The organism is Sphingomonas citri (genome assembly GCF_019429485.1).
In the GTDB taxonomy this organism is placed as follows: Bacteria; Pseudomonadota; Alphaproteobacteria; order Sphingomonadales; family Sphingomonadaceae; genus Sphingomonas; species Sphingomonas citri.
Genome location: NZ_JAHXZN010000001.1, coordinates 797,121 through 819,101 on the forward strand (window position 1 = coordinate 797,121; position 21,981 = coordinate 819,101).

General features: G+C 69.7%; 19 protein-coding genes. 11 read left to right on the plus strand and 8 right to left on the minus strand.

The window, feature by feature from the left end:
• Positions 1 to 157: 157 nt before the first annotated feature.
• Entirely contained in the window at positions 158 to 1,348 is a 1,191-nt protein-coding gene (locus KZ820_RS03875) for an alpha/beta hydrolase-fold protein (RefSeq protein WP_219747329.1), read from the minus strand.
• Positions 1,349 to 1,560: 212 nt separating this feature from the next.
• On the opposite strand from KZ820_RS03875, the gene KZ820_RS03880 reads away from it, so the two are divergent.
• Positions 1,561 to 3,219 (plus strand): glycoside hydrolase family 43 protein, encoded by a 1,659-nt coding sequence (locus KZ820_RS03880; protein WP_219747330.1) that lies wholly within the window; start codon positions 1,561 to 1,563, stop codon positions 3,217 to 3,219.
• 203 nt (positions 3,220 to 3,422) lie between these two features.
• On the opposite strand, the gene KZ820_RS03885 is transcribed toward KZ820_RS03880, so the two are convergent.
• The 3 genes from KZ820_RS03885 to KZ820_RS03895 are packed head-to-tail and all read right to left on the minus strand — an operon-like array spanning position 3,423 to position 7,465.
• Positions 3,423 to 5,765, minus strand: a complete 2,343-nt coding sequence (locus tag KZ820_RS03885; RefSeq protein WP_219747331.1) for a glycoside hydrolase family 95 protein — start codon at positions 5,763 to 5,765, stop codon at positions 3,423 to 3,425.
• A 15-nt stretch (positions 5,766 to 5,780) separates the two neighbouring features.
• Positions 5,781 to 6,782 (minus strand): cupin-like domain-containing protein, encoded by a 1,002-nt coding sequence (locus KZ820_RS03890; RefSeq protein WP_219747332.1) that lies wholly within the window; start codon positions 6,780 to 6,782, stop codon positions 5,781 to 5,783.
• Positions 6,779 to 7,465, minus strand: a complete 687-nt coding sequence (locus tag KZ820_RS03895) for a SapC family protein (RefSeq protein WP_219747333.1) — start codon at positions 7,463 to 7,465, stop codon at positions 6,779 to 6,781. Before KZ820_RS03895 ends, KZ820_RS03890 begins: the two co-directional genes overlap by 4 nt.
• A 225-nt stretch (positions 7,466 to 7,690) precedes the next feature.
• On the opposite strand from KZ820_RS03895, the gene KZ820_RS03900 reads away from it, so the two are divergent.
• The 4 genes from KZ820_RS03900 to KZ820_RS03915 all read left to right on the plus strand — a co-directional run bounded on the left by KZ820_RS03900 (position 7,691) and on the right by KZ820_RS03915 (position 12,660).
• A complete protein-coding gene (locus KZ820_RS03900; protein WP_219747334.1) occupies positions 7,691 to 10,789 on the plus strand; it encodes a TonB-dependent receptor in 3,099 nt (1,032 codons plus the stop codon).
• A gap of 113 nt (positions 10,790 to 10,902) precedes the next feature.
• A complete protein-coding gene (gene dut, locus KZ820_RS03905) occupies positions 10,903 to 11,418 on the plus strand; it encodes a dUTP diphosphatase (protein ID WP_219747335.1) in 516 nt (171 codons plus the stop codon).
• Positions 11,419 to 11,458: 40 nt separating this feature from the next.
• Positions 11,459 to 11,902, plus strand: a complete 444-nt coding sequence (locus KZ820_RS03910) for a hypothetical protein (RefSeq protein WP_308462117.1) — start codon at positions 11,459 to 11,461, stop codon at positions 11,900 to 11,902.
• Positions 11,899 to 12,660, plus strand: a complete 762-nt coding sequence (locus KZ820_RS03915; protein ID WP_219748090.1) for a HesA/MoeB/ThiF family protein — start codon at positions 11,899 to 11,901, stop codon at positions 12,658 to 12,660. The genes KZ820_RS03910 and KZ820_RS03915 overlap by 4 nt, the downstream gene beginning before the upstream one ends.
• 117 nt (positions 12,661 to 12,777) lie before the next feature.
• Here the strand turns inward: KZ820_RS03915 and galU are convergent, their stop codons facing one another.
• The gene (gene galU / locus KZ820_RS03920) at positions 12,778 to 13,647 is read right to left on the minus strand and encodes a UTP--glucose-1-phosphate uridylyltransferase GalU (RefSeq protein ID WP_219747336.1); all 870 of its coding nucleotides are present in this window, start codon (positions 13,645 to 13,647) and stop codon (positions 12,778 to 12,780) included.
• A gap of 202 nt (positions 13,648 to 13,849) precedes the next feature.
• Here galU and KZ820_RS03925 point away from each other — a divergent pair, with 202 nt between their 5' ends.
• Both KZ820_RS03925 and KZ820_RS03930 read left to right on the plus strand, forming a co-directional pair.
• A complete protein-coding gene (locus KZ820_RS03925) occupies positions 13,850 to 14,608 on the plus strand; it encodes a metallophosphoesterase family protein (protein ID WP_219747337.1) in 759 nt (252 codons plus the stop codon).
• 108 nt (positions 14,609 to 14,716) lie between these two features.
• Positions 14,717 to 14,962 carry a hypothetical protein gene (locus KZ820_RS03930; protein ID WP_183920927.1) on the plus strand — a complete coding sequence of 82 codons (246 nt, stop codon included), beginning with the start codon at positions 14,717 to 14,719 and terminating at the stop codon, positions 14,960 to 14,962.
• 329 nt (positions 14,963 to 15,291) lie between these two features.
• Here KZ820_RS03930 and KZ820_RS03935 read toward each other — a convergent pair whose 3' ends face one another.
• The 3 genes from KZ820_RS03935 to KZ820_RS03945 form a co-directional block, all read right to left on the minus strand.
• The gene (locus KZ820_RS03935) at positions 15,292 to 15,843 is read right to left on the minus strand and encodes an FKBP-type peptidyl-prolyl cis-trans isomerase (protein ID WP_219747338.1); all 552 of its coding nucleotides are present in this window, start codon (positions 15,841 to 15,843) and stop codon (positions 15,292 to 15,294) included.
• A gap of 127 nt (positions 15,844 to 15,970) precedes the next feature.
• Positions 15,971 to 16,177 (minus strand): 30S ribosomal protein S21, encoded by a 207-nt coding sequence (rpsU, locus tag KZ820_RS03940; protein WP_007404630.1) that lies wholly within the window; start codon positions 16,175 to 16,177, stop codon positions 15,971 to 15,973.
• Positions 16,178 to 16,282: 105 nt separating this feature from the next.
• Entirely contained in the window at positions 16,283 to 17,110 is an 828-nt protein-coding gene (locus KZ820_RS03945; protein WP_219747339.1) for a carbon-nitrogen hydrolase family protein, read from the minus strand.
• A 138-nt stretch (positions 17,111 to 17,248) separates the two neighbouring features.
• Between KZ820_RS03945 and KZ820_RS03950 the strand changes: the two genes are divergently transcribed.
• From KZ820_RS03950 to cysS, 4 genes are all read left to right on the plus strand, one after another.
• Complete coding sequence (locus KZ820_RS03950; RefSeq protein ID WP_219748092.1) at positions 17,249 to 18,013, plus strand: response regulator; 765 nt, start codon at positions 17,249 to 17,251, stop codon at positions 18,011 to 18,013.
• A 10-nt stretch (positions 18,014 to 18,023) separates the two neighbouring features.
• Positions 18,024 to 19,364 carry a sensor histidine kinase gene (locus tag KZ820_RS03955; protein ID WP_219747340.1) on the plus strand — a complete coding sequence of 447 codons (1,341 nt, stop codon included), beginning with the start codon at positions 18,024 to 18,026 and terminating at the stop codon, positions 19,362 to 19,364.
• A gap of 231 nt (positions 19,365 to 19,595) precedes the next feature.
• Complete coding sequence (locus tag KZ820_RS03960) at positions 19,596 to 20,501, plus strand: intradiol ring-cleavage dioxygenase (protein ID WP_219747341.1); 906 nt, start codon at positions 19,596 to 19,598, stop codon at positions 20,499 to 20,501.
• Positions 20,502 to 20,525: 24 nt separating this feature from the next.
• Positions 20,526 to 21,956: a cysteine--tRNA ligase gene (gene cysS / locus KZ820_RS03965; RefSeq protein ID WP_219747342.1), complete on the plus strand. Its 1,431-nt coding sequence runs from the start codon at positions 20,526 to 20,528 to the stop codon at positions 21,954 to 21,956.
• Positions 21,957 to 21,981 lie beyond the last annotated feature (25 nt).

The following is a 21,981-nucleotide window of genomic DNA, read 5'->3' on the forward strand; positions in this document are numbered from 1 at the left end:
GGTAACGTTACCATTGAAGCGTAATCATGCCTTCGTCGGTGTCAACACTCTCTTGTGAATAAAAACTACCTGTGACTATTCGGTGTTTTCGCTGCCACCAACTCTGCGCCCCAGATGATTACGGCTTAAGAATCAATATGTAAGATCGCGGCTGCCGCTACCGGTCGCGAAACAGCAATGGCGCCATTTGATACAGGCTGCGCCGCCACGACAGGAACTCGTGACCGGTATCGGGTGACACGTAGAAGACGCTGTTGAGCCCCGCCCGCTTCAGTGCCTCGGCGTTGGCGCGCGGGTCGGTGCTCGGTCGTCCCGGACCGCCGCGGGTGCGCCCGCCCTCGAGCTCGCGGCTGCCGTAGCTGACGAAGGTGAGGCGGACCTTGTCCTTATAGCCCGGCGCGGCGGCGACGTCCTCGGGCGCGATGGTACCGCCGCTCAGCAGCCCGATCGCGCCGAACGTGTCGAGGTTCTTGGGCGCGATCAGCTTGGTCTCGAACCCGCCCATCGAAAGCCCCGCCATCGCGCGATGCGGCGCATCGGCCTGGGTGCGATAGTGGCGGTCGACATAGGGGATCAACTCGTCAATGAGCACGGTGCGGAACGGCGTGATGTCGAAGCTGGCGAGACCGCCCGGGCTGCCGGGTCGGACGTCGTTGGTCATGCCGTAGGTCATGACGATGATGAACGGCCTCGCCTTCCTGGCGGCGATCAGATTGTCCATGATGAGATTGGCATGGCCCTGGTTGGACCAGGCGGTCTCGTCCTCGCCCCAGCCGTGCTGGAGGTACAGCACCGGGTAGCGCTTGTCATCCGCGGCGTCATAGCCAGGCGGCGTGTAGACGAAGGCGCGGCGGTGCGTGCGCGTGCTCGGCGAGGCGAACAGGATCTGCTCGACGCGGCCGTGCGGCACGTCCTTCACCGCGTAGAAATCGGCGTCGCGCGCGGGGATCTCGATCCCGCTCTCCCACCGCGTCGAGCCGTAAAAATTGAGCGTGCCCGGATCGTTGAAGGTGCCGCCGTCGACGGTGAGGTGATAATAATGGAAGCCCTCGTCGAGCGGCCCCTCCGACGTGCCGGTCCAGCTGCCGTCCGCCGCCTTCGTCAGGACGGTGCCGCCGCGCCCGCCCAGACCGAGGCTGACCCGCACCGCCTTCGCGTCGGGCGCGGTGACGCGGAAGCGGACGTAGCCTTGCGAGTTGACCTGCGGATAGGCCTGGCCGGGCTGGTTGAGCGATGACGGTTTGAAATCTTCGGCGATCGCCGCCGAAGGTGCCGGCGGTGTCGTCTGCGCGAGCGCCGGCGTGGCGGCGACGACGCACGCGATCATGGTGGCACGAGCTAGTCTCATCGCCCCTCTCCTCACCCGGTTCGCGATGCTCTACTCGGCCCGACGAATCCTATCAGATATGTTCTACAGCATTCCGGGAGCGGTGCAAGCCATGGAGGTCTTGGCGATCAGAAGCGGCGCGCCGCATCTGCTCTAGCCACCGGAAAAACATGCGCGGCTTGCCATGGTAGCGGTAACTCGTACGATGCAACGTAACGATAGGGAGAGGCGAGATGCGGCGAGTCATCGGGCGGCTGGGCACAGGTGCGGCCACGCTGCTGGCGGTCATCGGTGCTGCCGCCTCAGCGCAGGTCGCGCGGTTCGAGCGCTTCACCTACCAGGGACGCACGCAGGAGCAGGCGCCGCTGTCCGCCGGCCAGTATCGCAACCCCATATTGAGCGGCTATTACCCGGACCCGTCGGTCACGCGCGTCGGGGACGATTACTACCTCGTCAACTCGTCGTTCGCGCACTTTCCCGGCCTGCCCGTGTTCCACTCGAAGAACCTGGTCGATTGGACCCAGATCGGCAATGCGATCGACCGGCCGGACCAGCTCGACTTTACCGGTCGGCGCGTCTCGGAGGCTGTGTTCGCGCCGGACATCTCCTACCACGCCGGCGTCTTCTACATCGCCAACACCTGCGTCTCCTGCGGCGGCAACTTCGTCATCACCGCGCGCGATCCGGCCGGCCCCTGGTCCAAGCCGATCTGGCTGCCGTTCGAGGGCATCGACCCGTCGATCTTCTGGGAGGGTGACCGCGCCTACATCGTCAACAATCGCGCGCCCAACGAGCCGCCGCGCTACGACGGCCATCGCGCGCTGTGGGTGCAGGAATATGACTGGCGCGCGGGCAAGATGGTCGGGGAGAGCACGCAGCTCGTCAACGGCGGCGTCGACCTCGCGACCAAGCCGGTATGGATCGAGGGGCCGCACCTGCTCAGGAAAGACGGCTTCTATTATCTTACCGCGGCGGAGGGCGGCACCGGCGACAACCACTCGCAGATGGTGTTCCGCTCGCGCGCGCTGCGCGGACCGTTCATACCCTATGCCGGCAACCCGATCCTGACCCAGCGCGATCTGCCGGCGCACCGGGCGCACCCGGTCACCTCGGCGGGGCACGCCAAGCTGGTGAAGACGCAGAACGGCGACTGGTGGGCGACCTTCCTGGCGACGCGCCCCCATGCCGACGGTCATTACAACATCGGTCGCGAGACCTTCCTGCTGCCGGTGACGTGGCGCGGCGGCTGGCCGCACATACTGGAGCGCGGCCGCGCGATCCCCTTCACCGCCGCGCGGCCCCGGCTTCCCGCCAGTCCCGCTCCGACGCTGCCGACGAGCGGCGACTTCGGCTATGTCGACGAGTTCGACGGCGCCACGCTCGGCCTGCAGTGGATCGGCATCCGCACGCCGCGCCAGCCTTTCTACCGGCTCGACGGGGGTGCTCTCGAGCTGAGCGCCGCCGCGCGCTTCGGCGACCTGAGCGGCACGCCCGCCTTCCTCGGTCGGCGCCAGCAGCACCATGTCGCCACGGTGTCGACGGTGCTGCGTTTCGCCCCCGAGCGCGACGGCGTACGCGCCGGGCTGGCGGCGGTGCAGAACGACCGCTCGTTGCTCAAGTTCGCGGTCACGCGCCTCGGCGGCAAGACGATGGTGGCGCTGTACAAGCGCGACCTGGCGGACAGCGACACGCTGGTCGCCTCGGCGCCGGTTGACCCGGGCAGCGGGGTGACGCTGACGATCCGCGCCGACGGCGGGACGATGGCGTTCGACTATGCGACCCGCGGTGCGCGACGAACGCTGACCGACCGGCTCGACACGACCTTCCTCAGCACGCAGCGCGCGGGCGGCTTCGTCGGCACCGTGATCGGGCCGTTCGTCGAGGCGCCGTGACGGGGCTGCACGGGCGCGGCTGCGGCAACGTGGCCCGATAGGATCGAGCAACTCGCTCCTCGTCACCCCGGACTCGTTCCGGGGGCCACTCACCCGCTAGCGCGACCGTAGGGGGCGCTCGCACGGTAGATCCCGGACCTAGTCCGGGATGACGGCTGGGCGCAGTGGCAGCGTTCGCCACAACCCGGAGACGAAGGTACGGGTCAGCCGCGCCGCAACTCCGGCCCGCGCAGCCGCAGCACGTCGCCCGCGCTTAGTCGCGCGGTGACGCGCCTCGTACCGGCACGCACCGTCACCGACCCCGCCAGGTCGGCGCTGACCACCACACGCTCGACGATCCCCGCGCGCCAGGTCAGGTCGACCCGCCGCGCGCCGCGCGCGCGCAGGCCGCGCACCCCGCCGCTCGGCCAGGCGCGCGGCAGCGCCGGCAGCAGCAGGAGCTCGTCGCCGCGGCTCTGCATCAGCATCTCGGCGATCGCGCGCGCGCCGCCGAAATTGCCGTCGATCTGGAACGGCGGGTGCGAGTCGAACAGATTGGGGTAGGTCCGCTCGGGGCCGAGCAGATAGGCGAGGATGCGGTGCGCATGCTCGCCGTCGCGCAGCCGCGCCCACAGATTGGCGCGCCACGCGGTCGCCCAGCCGGTCGACTCATCGCCACGCAGCTCGAGCGAGCGCCGCGCCGCGGCAGCAAGCGCGGGGGTGCGCTCGACGTCGATCTGCGTGCTCGGGAACAGGCCGTACAGGTGCGAGACGTGGCGATGGTGCGGCTCGGGCGCGGCGGCGTCCCAGTCCTCCTGCCACTCCTGCAATTGGCCCTGCGCGCCGATCTTGTCCGGAGCGAGCCGAGCGCGCGCCGCGGCGAGCTCGTTCGCGAAGGCGGCGTCGGTGCCGAGCAGCGCCGCGGCGCGCGCGGTCTGATCGAACAGGTCGCGCAGGATCTGCTGGTCCATCGCCGGGCCGGCGCAGATCGCGGCGCCGCGGGGATGGACGTTCTCCGGCGAGAGCGACGGGCTGGTCACCAGTCGCCCGCTCGCCGCGTCGACCTGGAGCGTGTCGAGGAAGAACAACGCCGCGCCGCGAATCAGCGGGTACACCGAGCGCAGATAGTCGAGGTCGCGGCCGTAGTCGTAGCGGTCCCACAGATGCGTGCAGAGCCAAGCGCCGCCGGTCGGCCACAGGCCATATTGCGCACCGTCGATCGGCGCGGTCGCGCGCCAGCCATCGGTGTTGTGGTGCGCCACCCAGCCGCGCGCGCCGTACATCGCGCGCGCGGTACGCTCGCCCGTCACCGCCAGCTCGCGCACCATCTGCACCAGCGGTGCGGTGCACTCGGGCAACGCGGTCGCCTCGGCCGGCCAATAGTTCATCTCGGTGTTGATGTTGATCGTGTACTTCGAGCCCCACGGCGGCTTGACGCTCTCGTTCCATAGCCCCTGAAGATTGGCGGGCTGGCCCCCGGGCCGCGACGAGCAGATCAGCAGATAGCGGCCATAGTCGAAGTAGAGCTGCGCCAACGCGGGGTCGTCGCCCTGCTGGCTGGCGCGCACGCGCTCGTCGGTCGGCCGCTCGGCCGCGGCGGTGCGGCCGAGGTCGAGGGTGACGCGGCGGAACAGCCGGCGGTTCTCGCGCGCGGCGTCGTCAGCGATTTGGGCGAACGGCTTCGTCGCCGCGCGCTCGAGCTGCGCCGCGGCGATCGCACCGGCGTCGCCGCCGACATCGTCGAAGCGGCGGTAACTCGTCGCCATCGCGACCAGGATGGTCACCGCGGCGGCCCCGCGCACCGTCAGACGCGCGTCGCCCGCGCTCACGGAGCCACCATGCGCCGATACCCGTACGCGCGCCGCCAACCGTGTGGCACCCGCGACGCCGTGCTCGTCGGGCGCACGGCCATCGAGCGCGAGCATATGACCGGTGGCAGTCGCCGCGCCGCGCTGTGGCGTGGTGAGCGCGACGTCGAGGTCGATCGCGCCGGGGCTGTCGACGCTGAGCTCGACCGCGATGACCTGATCCACCGGCGAGGCCAGCACGCGTCGGCGGTGTCGCACCCCGCCCGCGGTGAAGGTGGTGGTCGCGAGCGCCGCGTCGAGGTCGAGCTCGCGGTGATAGTCGCTCGTCGCGCCGAGGCCGGGCAGCTCCAGGATCAGGTCGCCGATCGGCTGGTACGACATCTGACTGAGCGGCTGCGCCATGACCTTGGCGTTGGCGAGCGCCTGCGCCTCGGCGTAGCGCCCAGCGGCGATCAGCCGGCGCACCTCGGGCAGCGCCGCACGCGCCGCCGGATTGACCGGATCATACGGCCCCCCGCCCCACAGGCTGCTCTCGTTGAGCTGGATCCGCTCGCGCGCGGTGCCGCCGAACACCATCGCGCCGAGCCGGCCGTTGCCGACCGGCAGCGCCTCGGTCCACACGGTCGCCGGCTGGCGATACCAGAGCCGCTGCCGGTCGGCCGACCCTTCCTCGCCGCGCACGGGGAGCGCCGCGAGCGCCGCCGATCCCGCCGCCGCGCCGAGGGCGTCGCGCCGCGTCACCCCGTCCCGCCGTGTCATCACGCCCTCCCCCGCTCAACCGCGCAACAGCCGCATCACCGTAGCGCGGATACGCCCGCCCTGCCCGCGCGCCAGCAGCCCGTGCTGCGCCTCGGGCAGATGCGCGAGCGGGTGACCGTCGGGGCGAAACACGTAATGGTCGAAGAAGGCGCGCCATGCCGCGCGCTCGCGCTCGGGCCGCTCCGCGATCGCCGCGACCGCGAGCAGCATCGCGGTGTAAGGCGCATCGGGGCCGGCGCCGACCGCGTCCCACCAATAGTTCACCAGCACGTTGACCGGGCTGAGCGCCTCGACCTGATGCCACCACAGCTTGGGCAGATAGAGCGCGTCGCCAAGTTCGAGCTCGACCGTGATCGCACGCGTCCGCGCGGCGGCGAAGCGCGGGTAGCGCGGGTCGCCCGGCGCCGCGCCGACGGCGAGCCCGACCGGCTGCCCCGCCATGTTATGGTCGATCGGGCCGACGTAGAGGTCGGCGATCGTCTCGGGCGCGAACAGCGTGAAGCGTCGCCGGCCGGCGACGACGCAGGCGAGATTGTCCGAATTATCGTGGTGGCATGCCACCGTGGAGGCGTGGCCGAGCCAGATGCGGGGACGCGCCGTGGCGGGAAGCAGCGGCATCGCATTGTCCTCCGCGAACCCCGGCAGATAGGCGGCGGTCGGGAGCGACCCGAGATAGAGCGTCGCCGCGTCGTCGACGCCCGCTGTGTCGATCACGCGCCGCAGCGCCGCGCCCACGCCAATCGTCTCTCGCTCGAAGTTGAAGCCGTCGAGCGCGTCCTCATAGTAATAGCGACCGCTGATCGCGGGTGCGCCGACAAAAGCCTCCGCCGACTTGCCGGCGTCCAGCGCGACCACATAGTCGAGCAGCGCCGCCGGCGACCGGCTCGCCGCCCGTGTAACCGGCCAATCGGCGCATAGCCCGCGCACGACGAACGGCTCGCACGCCGCGACAAGCTCACCGAAGCGGTCTGGCGCGCCGACCTCGGCGGGCGTGTAGTTCGCGGCGGTAGCGCTCACGCGCCCGCCAGCCGCTCGTTGCGCCGGTGCGCGAGCAGAGCGATCTGCGCGAGCGAGTTGACCAGCGTGTAAACGTGGTGGAGATGGCCGGCGCGGAACAGGCTCAGCGCCGTCGCGTCGTCGAGCTCCGCCAGCGCGTCGCGGCTGACCGTGTACAGGCCATCGAGGCGCAGCCGCTCGCCGTCATCGAACGAGAGCGAGACGTCGATCGGCTCGATCAGCCGCGCGCCGAGCAACGCCGCCAACAGCGCCTCGCTCTCGGCCAGTCCGGCGTGGAGCAGCCCGAGCGCGCGCTGGACGCGGCGGAGGTGCGCGGAGGGCTTCTGCTCCGCGTCGAACAGCGCCAGCTCTCCCTCCTCCGCGGCGAAGCGGGCATGGTCGAGGTCGATCGCGATGTCCTGCTCGACGACGAAGAAGCCTTCGCGTTCGAGATCGAGCGGCATGAGGCCGTCGATCGCGCCGTCGGCGTCGGCGACGAGGGTCTCGCCCGGCACCAGGCCGAGCAGCGCGCCGGCGTAGAAGCGGCCCGTCTCGGGATGTTTGGTGAGCACGATCGGGCAGCGCGTCGCGATCTTGGCGAACTCGCTCGGCACGACTTGGACGAAATGACGTCCCGCGGCGCTGGCGCGGCGCATCGCGAGCGCGGCGTGTCGCTCGCTCGCCAACAGCTGCCAGACCGCCATGTCCCCTCCTCCTCGCCGGGCGCTCGCCTCGGTTCGCGCGAAGGATCAGCGGGCACACGATCAGCGTCAAGTCGTTAGCGCTAAACTGATCCTATATGATCACTTGCCAGATCGGATCGGGCTTATATGTTAGCGCTACATCGAGGTGACAGCCGGGCCGGTCGAGTCGGGCGCACGCGATGATCGATCACGCCGGTGCCGCCGGTACAGAGGAGGAGAGGGGCCATGAGAGAGCCTGAGAGCGTACGTCCTGTCGGTCGCGGCGGACGCGCCACCACCCGTCGCACCCTGATCGCCGCTTGCAGCGGCGCCGCGCTCACCGCCGCGCTGATCGCGCCGGCGCCCGCGATGGCGCAACAGGCCGATCCCGGCAGCGTGCAGAACAGCCAGGCGCAGCCCTCCGCGGGCGTGCAGCCGGCGGTTCCCTCCACCGCCAACACCACCAGCGCCAGCGAGGCGGGCCGCCCGCAGGACGAAGCCACCGCGCCCGACACCAACGGCGCCAACACCGCTGGAAACCAGGCCGGGCTGGACGGCGACACGACACGCGACATCATCGTCACCGGCCTGCGCGGCTCGCTCCAGCGCAACCTCGATATCAAGCGCACCGCCACCGGCGTGGTCGACGCGATCTCGGCCGAGGACATCGGCAAATTTCCTGACACCAACGTGGCGGCGTCGCTCCAGCGCCTGCCCGGCGTGTCGATCCAGCGCTCGGGCACGCGCGGCGAGGCGACGGGCATCACCGTCCGCGGCTTCGGCGGCGACTTCAATACTACGCTGTACGACGGCCGCCGCATCTCGACCGGCACCGGCAACCGCCAGATCGACTTCTCGACCGTCGGCTCGGACTTCATCGGCCAGCTCAGCGTGCTGAAGACCCCCGACGTCACGCTGGCGTCGAGCTCGATCGGCGCCACCGTCGACATCCAGTTTCCCAAGCCGTTCGATCATCCCGGCCTGCGCGTCGCGGCGAGCGCCGCGGGATCGATCCAGGACCGTTCGGGGAAGATCGTCCCGACCGCGGGCGTGCTCGTCAGCAACACCTTCGCCGGCGACACGCTGGGCGTGCTGGCCGACGTGATCTACACGCGGCGCGACACCAAGACCAACCGAGTCTCGGTCTCGGGCTGGGCCGGCGGCTTCTACGCGCCATGCCAGCTGCAGGGCAGCACCGCGGCGAGCTGCAATCCCACCGCCGACACCACCGCCGCCGCGGCGCAGCGCCAGACCGTGGTGGGCTGGTTCCCGCAGCAATATGTGATCGACCAGCAGAACACCAAGGACGAGCGCGTCGACGCCCGCCTCGCGCTGCAATGGCATCCGTCCGAGGACGTGATGGTCACCCTCGACGACAATTTCTCGCGCCAGGAGATCGTCACGCGCTCGTCGGCGCTGGGCGTCTGGTTCAACCAGGGTGCGCTGCGCAACGTCGAGCTCGACGACAACGGCACCGCGATCGACTTCACCCAGGCGGGTTCGCCGACCGACTTCACGGCCGCGCTCAACACGCAGGTCCTGCGTACCAACCAGATCGGCGGCAACGTCAAATGGGACGTCAGCGAGAATTTCACGCTGGAGGGTGATCTCTCCTACGCGAAGAGCTGGCTCAACCCCGACGACGACACGATCGGCAGCCAGAACGGCGACATCGGCTACGGCGGCAATCTCGCCAACAACACCGGGCTCCAGATCAACGGCAAGAGCACCAACAGCTTCCCGTCGCTCACCGTCGTCGGGCCGAACGGCAACGCCGCGGCCTTCGCCGATCCCACGCTGATCGGCTCGCACGTCACGGTGAACCAGACGCAGCAGAACACCGACGAGCTCAAGCAGGCGCGCTTCACCGCGACGTGGAAGCAGGACGACCTGACCATCCGCGCCGGCGGCCAGTATGTCGACGATCAGTTCCGCCTGTCGAACAAGAGCACCTTCACCAACAACTTCTGGCAGGCCTATGCGGGCTATGGCACGCCCTCGGGCCAGGGCAGCGGGATCGCGCCGCTGCCGGCATCGCTCTACCAGGGTAGCGTCTCGCTCGGGCGCAACTTCATCCCGGGCTTCAAGGGCTCGCTGCCGCCGTCGCTGATCGTGTTCAGCCCGGTCGCCTACCAGCAGTTCCTCAGCGGGCTCGGCAACCCGCAGGCGCAGAACATCCCGGGCTTCAACTACCCGACCAACAGCACGGACGGGCTGAACGGCTTCACCGGCAGCTTCGATCAGCTGGTCGATCCCAACAGCCTCCAGAACATCAACGAGAAGACCTGGTCGCTCTACCTCAACGTCGCCTACACCGCCGATATCGCGGGGATGCCGTTCCACTTCGCGGCCGGCGTGCGCAACGAGAACACGCATCTCACCTCGACCGGCCAGGGTCGCCTGCCCGTCTCGATCTCGACGAGCACCGCGGACCCGACGCTGCTCAGCGTGGCGTTCGGCGAGGTCTCGCCGATCAGGGCGAAGAGCAACTACTCGTACCTGCTGCCGACCGTCGACCTGCGGCTCGAGGTCACGCCCGAGTTGCAGCTGCGCTTCGACGCGTCGCGCACGCTGACCCGACCGGGCTTAGCCACGCTCAACCCCGTGCTCGCGGTCGGCAGCGGTCAGCGCGTCGGCGCGCTGACCGCGAGCGGCGGCAACCCAGCGCTGCAACCCTATCTCGCTGACAATTTCGACGTCGCCGCGGAATGGTATTACAAGCGCAACTCCTACCTGTCGGTCGACTTCTTCCTGAAGAACGTCAGCAACTTCATCGTGCAGGGCGTGACGCGTCAGGCGATCAACGGCGTGGTCGACCCGACCACCGGCAACGCTGCGAACTTCGCCGTCTCGCAGCAGGTCAACGGCCCCGACGCGACCGTGCGCGGCGTCGAGCTGGCATGGCAGCAGGTGTTCGGCGACACCGGCTTCGGCTTCCAGGCCAACGCCACGCTGGTCGACACCAACAAGCCCTACGACCCGACCGATATCTCGCAGACTGGCTTCGCGGTGACGGGGCTGGCGAACTCGGCCAATTTCGTCGGCTTCTATGACAAGAACGGCTTCCAGTTCCGCGCCGCGCTCAACTGGCGCGACGAGTATCTGCTGCAATTCGGACAGAACCAGAATACCAGCCAGTTCGGTGCCGAGCCGACCTTCGTCAACTCGAGCCTCCAGCTGGATCTCTCGACGAGCTATGACATCAACAAGAACTTCAGCATCTTTGCCGCGGCGGAGAACCTGAACAACAACCAGCAGAGCACGCACGGCCGCTTCAGCAACCAGCTGCTCGACGTGTTCGATTATGGGCGCCGCTTCATCGTCGGCGGCCACGTCCGCTTCTGACCGGCTCGGGGCCGCGCTTCACCGCGCGGCTCCGCTTCCCGTCACCGCCGCGGTGGCAGCACCGCGGCCGACGCGCTAAGGCTTGGTGCGACAGACGAAGGATGACGGGGCCGATGGCGGAACGGGATGCGGCGCGCGTGGTGGAGCTGCGCGTCATCGACGAGCGGCTGCACGACTGGGGGCTGCCGCGCTATCAGACGGAGATGGCGGCGGGGATCGACCTGCACGCCTGCATCGATGCGCCGCTGACGCTCCAGCCGCAGGCGCCAGCGGTGCTGATCCCCTCGGGCATCGCGCTGCTGATGAACGACCCCTACATGGCAGCCGTGTTGCTCGCCCGTTCCGGCCTGGGCCATAAGAGAGGCCTGATCCTCGGGCAGTCGGTCGGGTTGATCGATGCCGATTACACCGACCAGATCTACATCAGCGCCTGGCTGCGCACGCCGCCGGGCTCCGCGCCGATGGTGATCGAGCCGGGTGACCGGGTCGCGCAGCTCGTCTTCGTGCCGATCCTTCGGCCGGCGCTGCACGTGGTGGAAGCCTTCTCGTCCGAAACGGGTCGCGGCCTTGGCGGGTTCGGCTCGACCGGTTACGGTAGCGCCGCCACGCGGTCGCCCGCGAGCGAGTGAAGGGAGACCGGACGGACTTGTCGATGATCGATGGCGACTCGTGCCAGCGCCGCGCTCGCGAGCTCGTCCGGCCGAGCGGCTGCTCGATCGTGGCGCTGCCGCGGCGCAGGGTGACCAACCGGTGATCGTCGCGCTCGCGCTGCTGCTCCAGGGATCCCCGCTGGCGCCGCCGACCGACTGGAGCGCGCTTCAGCAGGTCCCCTTGCTGCGCCGCTGGGAGCCGGGCGAGCAGGTCACCGCCTTCGTCCACGACGAGGTGCGCGCGGGGCGCTGCGCGACGCCTGACACCAGGCGGATCACGGTCGATCTCGTCGTCTTCCTCGGGGCCGAGGGCCAGGTCCGCCGGATCGTGCCGCGCGCGATCGATTGCCCGACGGTGGAGCAATATGCCTCCGGGCTGACGCTGCGGGCGATGCGCGGCAACGTCGCCGACGTGCCCGCCGCCGGCTGGTACCGCAGTTCGATCACCTTCGAGTGGCCCTGATGCTCAGCGCCGACGAACTCGCGCGCTACGCGCGCCACATCGTGTTGCCCGAGATCGGCGGCGCCGGGCAGCTGCGGCTGCGGCGCGCGCGCGTGGTCGTCATCGGCGCCGGCGGGATCGGCTCGCCGGTGCTTCACTATCTCGGCGCCGCGGGTGTGGGGGGGCTCGACGTCGTCGACGACGACCATGTCGACGCCAGCAACCTCCAGCGCCAGACGCTCTACACCACCGCCGATCTGGGGCAGGCCAAGGCGGCGGCGGCGGCCGCCGCCGTAGCACGGCTCAACCCGCACGTGACCGTGCGGCCGCTGGTGTCGCGCATCGACGTCGCCAACGCCGCGACGCTGATCGATGGCGCCGACGCGGTGATCGACGGCAGCGACAATTTCGAGACTCGGCTCGCCGTCGCCGACGCGGCGCTGGCGCTGCGCGTACCGCTGATCTCCGCCGCGGTCGGCCGGTTCGAGGGACAGATCGGCGTGTTTCGCGGCTGGGAGCCCGACCGGCCCTGCTACCGCTGCTTCGTCGGCGCCGCGCCGCAGCGCGACGGCCTCACCTGCGCCGAGGAAGGCGTGCTCGGCCCCGTGACGGGCGTGATCGGCAGTCTCGCCGCGCTCGAGGTAATCCGCCAGTTGGCGCCGTTCGGCGACGACAGCGCGGGCAAGCTGGTGCTGATCGACCTGCTCGCCCTACGCTTCCGCACCTTGTCACTGCCCAAGGACCCGGGCTGCCCCTCCTGTGGAGCGGGCGCGGGCTGAGCGAGCGGCCTTCCCCGCGGGCCGAACCTCAGCCGAAGAAGCTCGCCGCTGAGCAGACATCGCCATCCCAGCCTCGAGCCGGGATGGCGATACGATGGATCGCGACGTATCGCCCTTCTACCCCAGCCGCTGCTGCGCGAAGGCGCGCACCGCCGGACCGATGTCGTCGCGGGCGAGCGCCAGCGCGAGATTCGCCATGATGAAGCCGGTCTTGTCGCCGCAGTCGAAGCGCTCGCCGTTGAAGGTGAAGCCGTGGAACGGCTGGCGGCCGATCAGCTTGGCCATCGCGTCGGTCAGCTGGATCTCGCCGCCCGCACCCGTCTCCTTGGCGTCGAGGATCTGCATGACCTCGGGCTGGAGGATGTAGCGGCCCGGGATCATCAGGTTGGACGGGGCCGAGCCAGCGGCCGGCTTCTCGACCAGCGCGGTAACCTCGGTCAGCGCGCCGTCGCGCTGGCCCGGCGAGATGATGCCGTACTTGTTGGTCTCCTCCGGGGCGACCTCGAGCGCGCCGATGACGTTGCCGCCGACCTGCTGGTAGGCGTCGACCATCTGCTTGAGGAAGTTGGGCGAGCCCACCATCAGCTCGTCCGGGAGCAACACCGCGAACGGCTCGTCGCCGACGATTTCGCGCGCGCACCACACCGCGTGACCCAGCCCGAGTGGTTCCTGCTGGCGGACATAGACCGGCGAGCCCGGCTGCTGGCGGATCGTCTCGATCACCGCGAGGCTCTTGCCGCGCGCGCGCATCGTCGTCTCGAGCTCGAACGAGACGTCGAAATGATCCTCCAGCGCGCCCTTGCCGCGCCCGGTGACGAAGATCAGCTGCTCGATGCCGGCCTCGAGCGCTTCCTCGACGGCATATTGGATCAGCGGCTTGTCGACGACCGTCAGCATCTCCTTCGGCATCGCCTTGGTCGCGGGGAGGAAGCGCGTCCCCAGTCCGGCGACGGGGAAAATGGCCTTACGCACGGGCTTGATGGTCATTCGGTCCTCCTGATGGCGCCGGCTGTGTACCGGCCGCCTTGGTTCGCGGCAAACCGTTAGCGCGCGCGTAACGACGCCGCGAGCCGATTCGTGTTGCGCTGCACCAAATCCGGGCCCTATGGGACGCGCAAGCGCGGTTGCTCCGTGCCGACGCCGCCCTTATGGCGACGCGTTTCCGCTCCCGTGCCGGCCGTCCGCGACCATGCTGTCCAAATTTCTCCGCTCCTCCCGCCCGGCCCCGGCCGCGAGTTTCTCCGTCGCGCCCGGAGAGCGCCTGTACGCGATCGGCGACGTCCACGGCTGTCGCGACGAGCTGGAGCGGCTGCTGGCGCTGATCGACGCCGATGCCGCCGCCCGGGGTCCGGCGGAGACGTCGCTGATCTTCCTCGGCGATCTGGTCGACCGCGGGCCTGATTCCGCCGGCGTGGTAGCACGGCTGCTCGAGCTCGGGCGAGAGCGCCCGGCCACGCGTTTCCTCAAGGGCAACCACGAGGAAGTGTTCCTGCTCGCGCTGGGCGGTGATCGCGAGGCGTTGCGACTGTTCTGCCGCGTCGGCGGTCGCGAGACGCTGATGAGCTACGGCCTGTCGCGTGAGGACTACGACGCGCTCGACTATGACGAACTGACGGAGCGGCTGCCCGACCTGGTGCCGGCGACGCATCGCGACTTCCTCGATTCCTTCGAGGATCTCGTGATCTCCGGTGATTACGCCTTCGTCCATGCCGGGATCCGGCCCGAGGTACCGTTCGAGGAGCAGGTGCCCGCCGACCTTCGCTGGATCCGCGGCAGCTTCCTCGATTATCGCCGCCCGCATCCCAAGATGATCGTCCACGGCCACACCATCACCGACGACATCGATCGGCGCGCCAATCGCATCGGCATCGACACCGGCGCCTATGCCAGCGGGAAGCTCAGCGCACTGGGGCTCGAGGGTACAGAATCGTGGACGCTGCAAACCTGATCTCCAACGTGGCGGATATACCATAGGATCGCCATAATCGCGCACCTCCCCCCTTGCTTTTCGTCCTCGCGTCGGTAAGTGACAGGCGGAATGCAAAGGGAGTTTGACATGCGTCTTGCCAAGTACATGCTCGCCGCTGCCGCCGCCACGATGGCGGTTGCTCCGGCGGTTGCCGCTCCGGCCAACCCGGCGGCGAGCCTGTCGGTCGCCAAGTCGGCTCGCGCCGGCTCGGCCTCGGCGAAGAAGAGCGACGTCGCTGGCGGCGGCATCATCGTCGCGGTCCTGGCGGCCGCTGCGGTAGTCGCGGGCATCGTCGTCGTCGCTGACGAGGACGACAGCGCGGACAGCAACTGAGCTGACCCGGCTCCCTCGGGAGTAAGAGATAGCGGCCTTCGGGCCGCTATTTTTTTTGCCCGCTTTCCACGCCCTGCCCAACGTCTTGCCTAGACTTGGCCGCGATCGGATACATCTTGGCGCGAGTCAGAGAGCACACCGACGCGTGCGATCAAGCTGATCGGTGCGCAGGAGGACGGCAGCCGTGCCGGCCGTGATCTCACGTTTGCACCAGGCATCGGACTGAACGCCCCACCACATACCGCCCGAGCGCCGGTCCGGACGTCGAACGAAAAAGGGCGACCTCTCGGCCGCCCCCTACTCGTCTCGTCTCGTGACCGTCGACGCGCTCAGCGGCCGCCCGGTGCTCCGCCCGGCATCCCAGGCATGCCGCCGCCGGGCATGCCGCCCATCATCTGCTGCTGCATCTGCAGCTGACGCAGCGTCGCTTCAGGAATGAAGTCCTGCAGCTCGACGTCGAACACCAGCGTCGAGTTGGGCGGGATCGGCCCCGTGGAGCGCTCGCCATAGCCCAGCTCGGGCTTGATCCACAGGCGATACTTGCCGCCCTTGTGCATCAGCTTGAGCCCCTCAGAGAAGCCCGGCACCACGCCCGAGACCGGGAGCGGGGTCGGCTGCTGCGACTTGTCGAAGACCGTGCCGTCGAGCAAGCGACCTTCATAGTTCACCAGCGTCACGTCGGCGTTGGTCGGGCTCGGTCCCTTGGTGTCGCCGGCCTTCAGCACCTTGTAGCGCAGCCCCGACGGAGTGGTGATGATCCCGGTGTCCCCCGCGCGCGCCAGCGCGACCCCGGCGACGAGCGCGATCAGCAGGCCGGCGACCAGCCACAGCACATAGGCGCGCTTGACCGGCTGGAGCGGGACGGCGGTGACGGTTGACATCGGTTCAGGACACCCCGGTTGCGCCGCCACCGGCGGCGATCACGTACGGCAGACAGATACGTCAGCACCGGGCGGGCAACGAGCGCCCGCCCCTTATCCCCGCGCCCGAGAGCGCGCGGACTGCCGCTTACCGCGCGCCGTCGCGCTCGGCGCGCTTGCGCTCCAGCTTCCGCGCACGACGAACCGCGGCGGCGCGCTCGCGCGCGCGCTTCTCCGACGGCTTCTCATAGTGGCGACGCAGCTTCATCTCGCGATACACACCCTCGCGCTGCAACTTCTTCTTGAGCGCGCGAAGGGCCTGGTCGACGTTGTTGTCGCGAACGATGATCTGCATAAAACCGATAAACTCCGGATCAAACGGCTAAAGCGGCAGCGGACGAGGTCCGCGCCGAACACGCCGCCTCTAGCAGCATGGGTGCGCCCCCGCAAGCACCGCGGCTCAGCCGATCACCATCGGCGCGGGAATGACGCGGCGGTGCTGCAACGCGGGCACGCGCGCGCGGACCTCGCGCTGCATGTCGGGGTCGATCTCGGCATAGCCGATGCCGGCGCCCTCGCCCATGTCGAGCAGCACCTCGCCCCAGGGATCGACCACCAGCGAGTGGCCGAAGGTGGCGCGCCCGTCCTCATGAACCCCGCTCTGCGCGGCGGCGACGACATAGCATGCCGCCTCGATCGCGCGCGCGCGCAGCAGCACGTGCCAGTGCGCCGCGCCGGTCGGCCGCGTGAAGGAGGCGGGCACCGACAGGATCGCGGCCCCATTGTCCGACAGTGCGCGGTACAGGTCGGGGAAGCGCATGTCGTAGCAGATCGAAAGGCCCATCCGTCCCAGCGGCGTCGCCGCCAGCACCGGCCGGTCGCCGGCCGCATAGGCCGCTGATTCGCGCCAGCTCTCACCGCTGGGCAGATCGACGTCGAAGAGGTGCATCTTGTCGTAACGCGCGCGGATGTTGCCCTGCGAATCGATCACGAAGCTGCGGTTGGCGTAACGCGCGTCGTGGCGCCGCAGCGCCAGCGAGCCGAGCTGCACCCACACGCCCGCGCGCGTCGCCGCCTCGCGCACCGCGACCAGCACCTGGTCCTCGCCCTCGCGCACGATCGACTGCGCCGCGCGCGCACGGTCGCGGTCGAGCACGCCTGACATCTCGGGCGTGAACACCATCTCCGCGCCGTTCGCGCCCGCCTCCTCGATCGCCGCGGCCAGCGCCGCCGCGTTGCGCGCGGGATCGATCCCGCTGGTGGTCTGGACAACCGCGATCTTGGTCAAACCTTACTCCTCGCCCGCTCCCCAAGAGCAACGCGGTTCGCCGCGCAAGTGTTGCACGCGCGACACAGGGAGTGTGCGAACGCGCTTTGTTGCAGCGGCGTCATCCGCGCGATACGCGTGGTCACCAGTCGGGTCACCATGCCCGACGCCTCGCTCGCTCTCGCCCCGGACCTCGCCGTGGACCTCGCCACCCGCATCCTCATCGTCGACGACGATCCCGGCATCCGCGAGCTCACCGCCGCCTTCCTCGCCGGCCACGGCTATGTCGTCGACGTCGCGGCAGACGGCGTCGAGATGCGCGCGCGGCTCGAGCGGGAGAGCTATGCGCTGATCGTGCTCGACGTGATGATGCCGGGTGAGGACGGCTTGTCGATCCTGCGCTCGCTCGATCGCTCGACCAGCCCGGCGGTGATCATCATGTCGGTCATCAGCGAGGAGGTCGACCGCATCGTCGGGCTCGAGATGGGTGCGGACGATTATGTCGCCAAGCCCGCCAACCCGCGCGAGCTGCTGGCGCGGATCCGCTCGGTCCTGCGCCGCAACCAGGCCGCGGCCAGCGCGACGCCTAGCTCGGGGCGTCCTTATCTTCGCTTCGCGGGCTGGCGGCTCGATCCGGTCGGACGCCAGCTGTTCGACCCCGACCAGGTCGTCATCAACCTCTCCGACGGCGAGTTCCGCCTGCTGCTCGCCTTCGCCGAACACCCGCGGCGCGTGCTGACCCGCGACCAGTTGCTCGACCTGTCGCGCGGGCTCAACGCCGAACATTTCGACCGCGCGATCGACGTCCAGGTCAGCCGACTGCGCCGCAAGCTCACGCGCGACGACGCGCCCGGGGGCGACGAGCTGATCCGCACCGTGCGCAACGAGGGCTATATGTTCACCAGCGACGTCGAGCGGCGCTGAGGCGCCGGCGATGACGCGCCCGTTCCGGCGAGCCCATTCGATCGCGCAGCCGATCTTCGCGCTGGTGATCGCCTCGGTGGTCGCCGCCACCGCGATCCTGTTCTTCGTGACCTTCAGCGGGCCGCCGCCGCGCGTGCCGCCGCGCCCGCTCGAGGCGATCACCGCGGCGCTGCGCGGCCTGCCGCCGCCGCCACTGCCGCCCGAGTTTCGCCGCTTCCGGCCGCCCAGCGGTCGCTTTCGCACGTGGCGGATCGAGCCGCTGGAGACGCTCACCGCAGCCGCCGCGCCGACCCCACGCTGGCGCGAGAAGCTCGACGCGCTGACCCAGGCGCGCATCGCCGCGCTGCTCCACGTCGCACCGCGCGACGTGCTCGCTTTCACTGAGCTGAGTCCGCGCGGCGGCGGGCGCGAATTGTTCGGCTCCTTTACCGTCGCCTGGCGCCTGCCGCAGGGCTGGCGCGTGGTGCGCAGCCCGGCGCTGCCGCTGTTCACGCGCTGGCACCTGAACACGCTGATCGCGATGCTGGTCGCCATCGTAGCGCTTTCGGTCCCGGCGTGGATGCTGTCGCGCGCGATCTCACGCCCGCTCGCTCGGCTCGCCGCCGCGGCCGACCGCGCCGGTACCGGCGCGCCGCTGCCGCCGCTGCCTGAGGGCGGGCGCGAGGTGCGCGAGCTGGCGCACGCGGTCTCGACCATGCACGCGCGGCTCGCCGGCCATGCCGAGTCGCGCACCGCGATGCTGGCAGCGATCGCGCACGATCTCGGCACGCCGCTGTCGCGCCTGGCGTTCTGGGTCGAGCAGCTGCCGGAGGGCGCGCGCGACCGTGCGGTGGCCGACATCGACGAGATGCGCCTGATGATCGCCGAGGTCCTCCGCTTCGCGCGCCATGACGTCGGCCGGCGCGAGGAGACGTTGGTCGAGCTGTCGAGCCTGCTCGATAGCCTGGCCGAGGACATGGCGGTCGGCGGCGCCGCCGTGACGGTCGCGGCGGGTGGCCCTCGCGCGGTGGTAAGCGGCGACCCAAGCGGACTGCGCCGCCTCTTCGCCAACCTGATCGGCAACGCGCTGCGCTACGGCGACTCCGCGGAGCTCACCTGGCGGATCGAGGACGGGCGCGTCACCGTCTCCGTCGCCGACCGAGGGCCCGGCATCGATCCGGCGCAGGCGGAGCGGCTGTTCGAGCCGTTCGTGCGCGGCGATCCCTCGCGCAACCGCTCGACCGGCGGCACCGGGCTGGGGCTCGCGATCGTCCGCTCGATCGCCGCGCGGCATGGCGGCACCGCCGTGCTCGCCAATCGCGACGGTGCGGCAGGCGCGGTCGCGACCGTGACACTGCCGCTGGCGCGCTGACACAATCGGCAACGTCGCGGTAGCGCCCCGACATCACGGCGTGCGGCAGGAGCGGCAGGAGGGTCGCGACGTTCGGGAGCGTCGCTGTTTTCCCCGTCATGGCGGACATGATCCGGCATCCATCGTTCTGCGCGAGCCACGATCGTGGCTCGCGCAATGGCATGGACCCCGGCGCAGGGCCGAGGTGACGATGAGGCGGACGGCGGGGCCCCGACAGCGAAAGGGACCCCGATGCACCACGACGACCACGACCACGACCTCGGCCTCGCGCACGACCTCCAGATCATGGAGCGGATGGTGCAGCGCCGCCGCGCGCTCAAATGGTTCGCCGGCGCGGGCACCGTCGCACTAGTGGCGGGCTGCGGCAGCGGCTCGGGCGACGCCGAGACCGACGTGACAACCACCGCCACCGCCATGCCGACCCCCTCGCCCACGCCGACTCCCAGCGCTACCGCCACCAGCACGAGCAGCGCGACGACCGGCTGCGTCCTCAACGCGACCGAGACCGCTGGCCCCTACCCCGCCGACGGCACCAACTCCTCGAGCGGTTCGACCTCGAACGTGCTCACCGCGACCGGGATCGTGCGCAGCGACATTCGCGCCAGCTTCCTCGGCAGCACCACCGCCGCCACGGGCGTGCAGGTGACGCTCACGCTCACCCTGGTCGACGTCAACCAGTCCTGCGCGCCGCTCGCCGGTTACGCCATCTATCTGTGGCATTGCGATCGCGAGGGGCATTACTCGCTCTACACCGCCGCGGCGGAGAGCTACCTGCGCGGGGTGCAAGTGACCGACAGCAACGGTCAGGTGACCTTCACCACGATCTTCCCGGGCTGCTACGACGGGCGCTGGCCGCACATCCATTTCGAGGTCTTCTCCAGCCTCGCCAACGCCCTCGGTGGCCGTTACGCCACGCTCACCTCGCAGCTGGCCCTACCGTCCTCGACCTGCGCGACCGTCTATGCCGACACCGCCACCTACCCCTCGAGCGCGAGCAACTTCGCCCGCGTCGCGCTGTCGAGCGACAATGTCTTCGGCGACAACACCACCGCGCAGAACACGCAGATGACGCCCAGCTTCACCGGCACGCCGACCGCCGGCTATGCCGCCACCGCGGTGATCGGCTTGGCGCGCTGAACCGGCACAGCTAAGAGGCGCGCCATGACCGGCGCGCCCCTGATCCTCTACAACAGCCTGACCCGCGAGCCGGAGACCTTCCGCCCGCTCGACCCGTCGAACGTGCGCGTCTACTCGTGCGGGCCGACGGTCTATCACTACGCGCACATCGGCAACCTGCGCGCCTATGTCTTCACCGACACGCTCGCGCGCGTGATCCGCTGGAAGGGCTGGCCGCTCACCCATGTCATCAACATCACCGACGTCGGCCACCTCACCTCCGACGCCGACGCGGGCGACGACAAGATGGAGGCCGCGGCGCGCGCCTCCGGCCGCGACATCTGGGCGATCGCGCGCCATTATACCGAGGCGTTCGAGCGCAACCTCGCCGAGCTCAACATCGTGCCGCCGACCCACCTGCCGCGCGCGACGGATCACGTCGCCGAGATGATCGCCTGGGGCGAGGCGATCGCCGAGCGCCACTGCTACCTGCTCGACGACGGCCTCTATTTCGACACCAGCACGGTGCCCGATTACGGCCGGCTCGCCGGCGGGCAGGACGATGCCGCGCACGCGCGGATCGAGGCGGTGGCGGGCAAGCGCCACCCGCAGGACTTCGCGATCTGGCGCCGCACCCCGGCGGGCGAGATGCGCCAGATGGAGTGGGACTCGCCCTGGGGCCGCGGCGCGCCGGGCTGGCATCTCGAATGTTCGGTGATGAGCCGCCGCTATCTCGGCGCGGCCTTCGACATCCACACCGGCGGGATCGACCATCGCGAGATCCACCACCCCAACGAGATCGCGCAGAACCAGGCCTATTGCGACTGCGCCGACACCGGCGCGCAGATCTGGATGCACAACAATTTCGTCGTCGACCGCGGCGGCAAGATGAGCAAGTCGTCGGGCGAGTTCATGACGCTCGACCGACTGGTCGAGCGCGGCTTCCACCCGCTCGCTTATCGTTTGATGTGTCTCCAGGCGCATTATCGCAGCGAGCTCGACTTCTCCTGGGAGAACCTGGCGGCGGCGCAGGTGCGGCTGAAGCGGCTGGTCCACGCCGTCGCGGCGCTGCGCGCGCGCGACCCTGGCGTCGCCAAAGGCGCACCCACAGTCTATCGCGACCAGCTCGACGCCGCACTGAGCGACGACCTCAACACGCCGCGCGCGCTGCCCGTGGTGGACGCGCTGCTCGCCGACAAGCGGATCTCGGCCGCTGACCGGTTGGCGCTGCTCGACGAGGTCGACGCGCTGCTCGGGCTGGGACTGGCGACGCTGACGCGCGAGGCGCTGCGCGTCCGCCCGGCGGCCGCGACGATCGACGAGGCCGAGATCGCCGCCGCGCTGGAGCAGCGTCGTGCGGCGCGCGCGGAGAAGGACTTCGCCCGCTCGGACTCGATCCGCGACGAACTCGCCGCGGCGGGGGTCGAGGCGATGGACGGCGATCCGCTGGGATGGGACTGGAAGATAACGATATAGGTCTTTGTCCGTTTCCTGTGCCCCG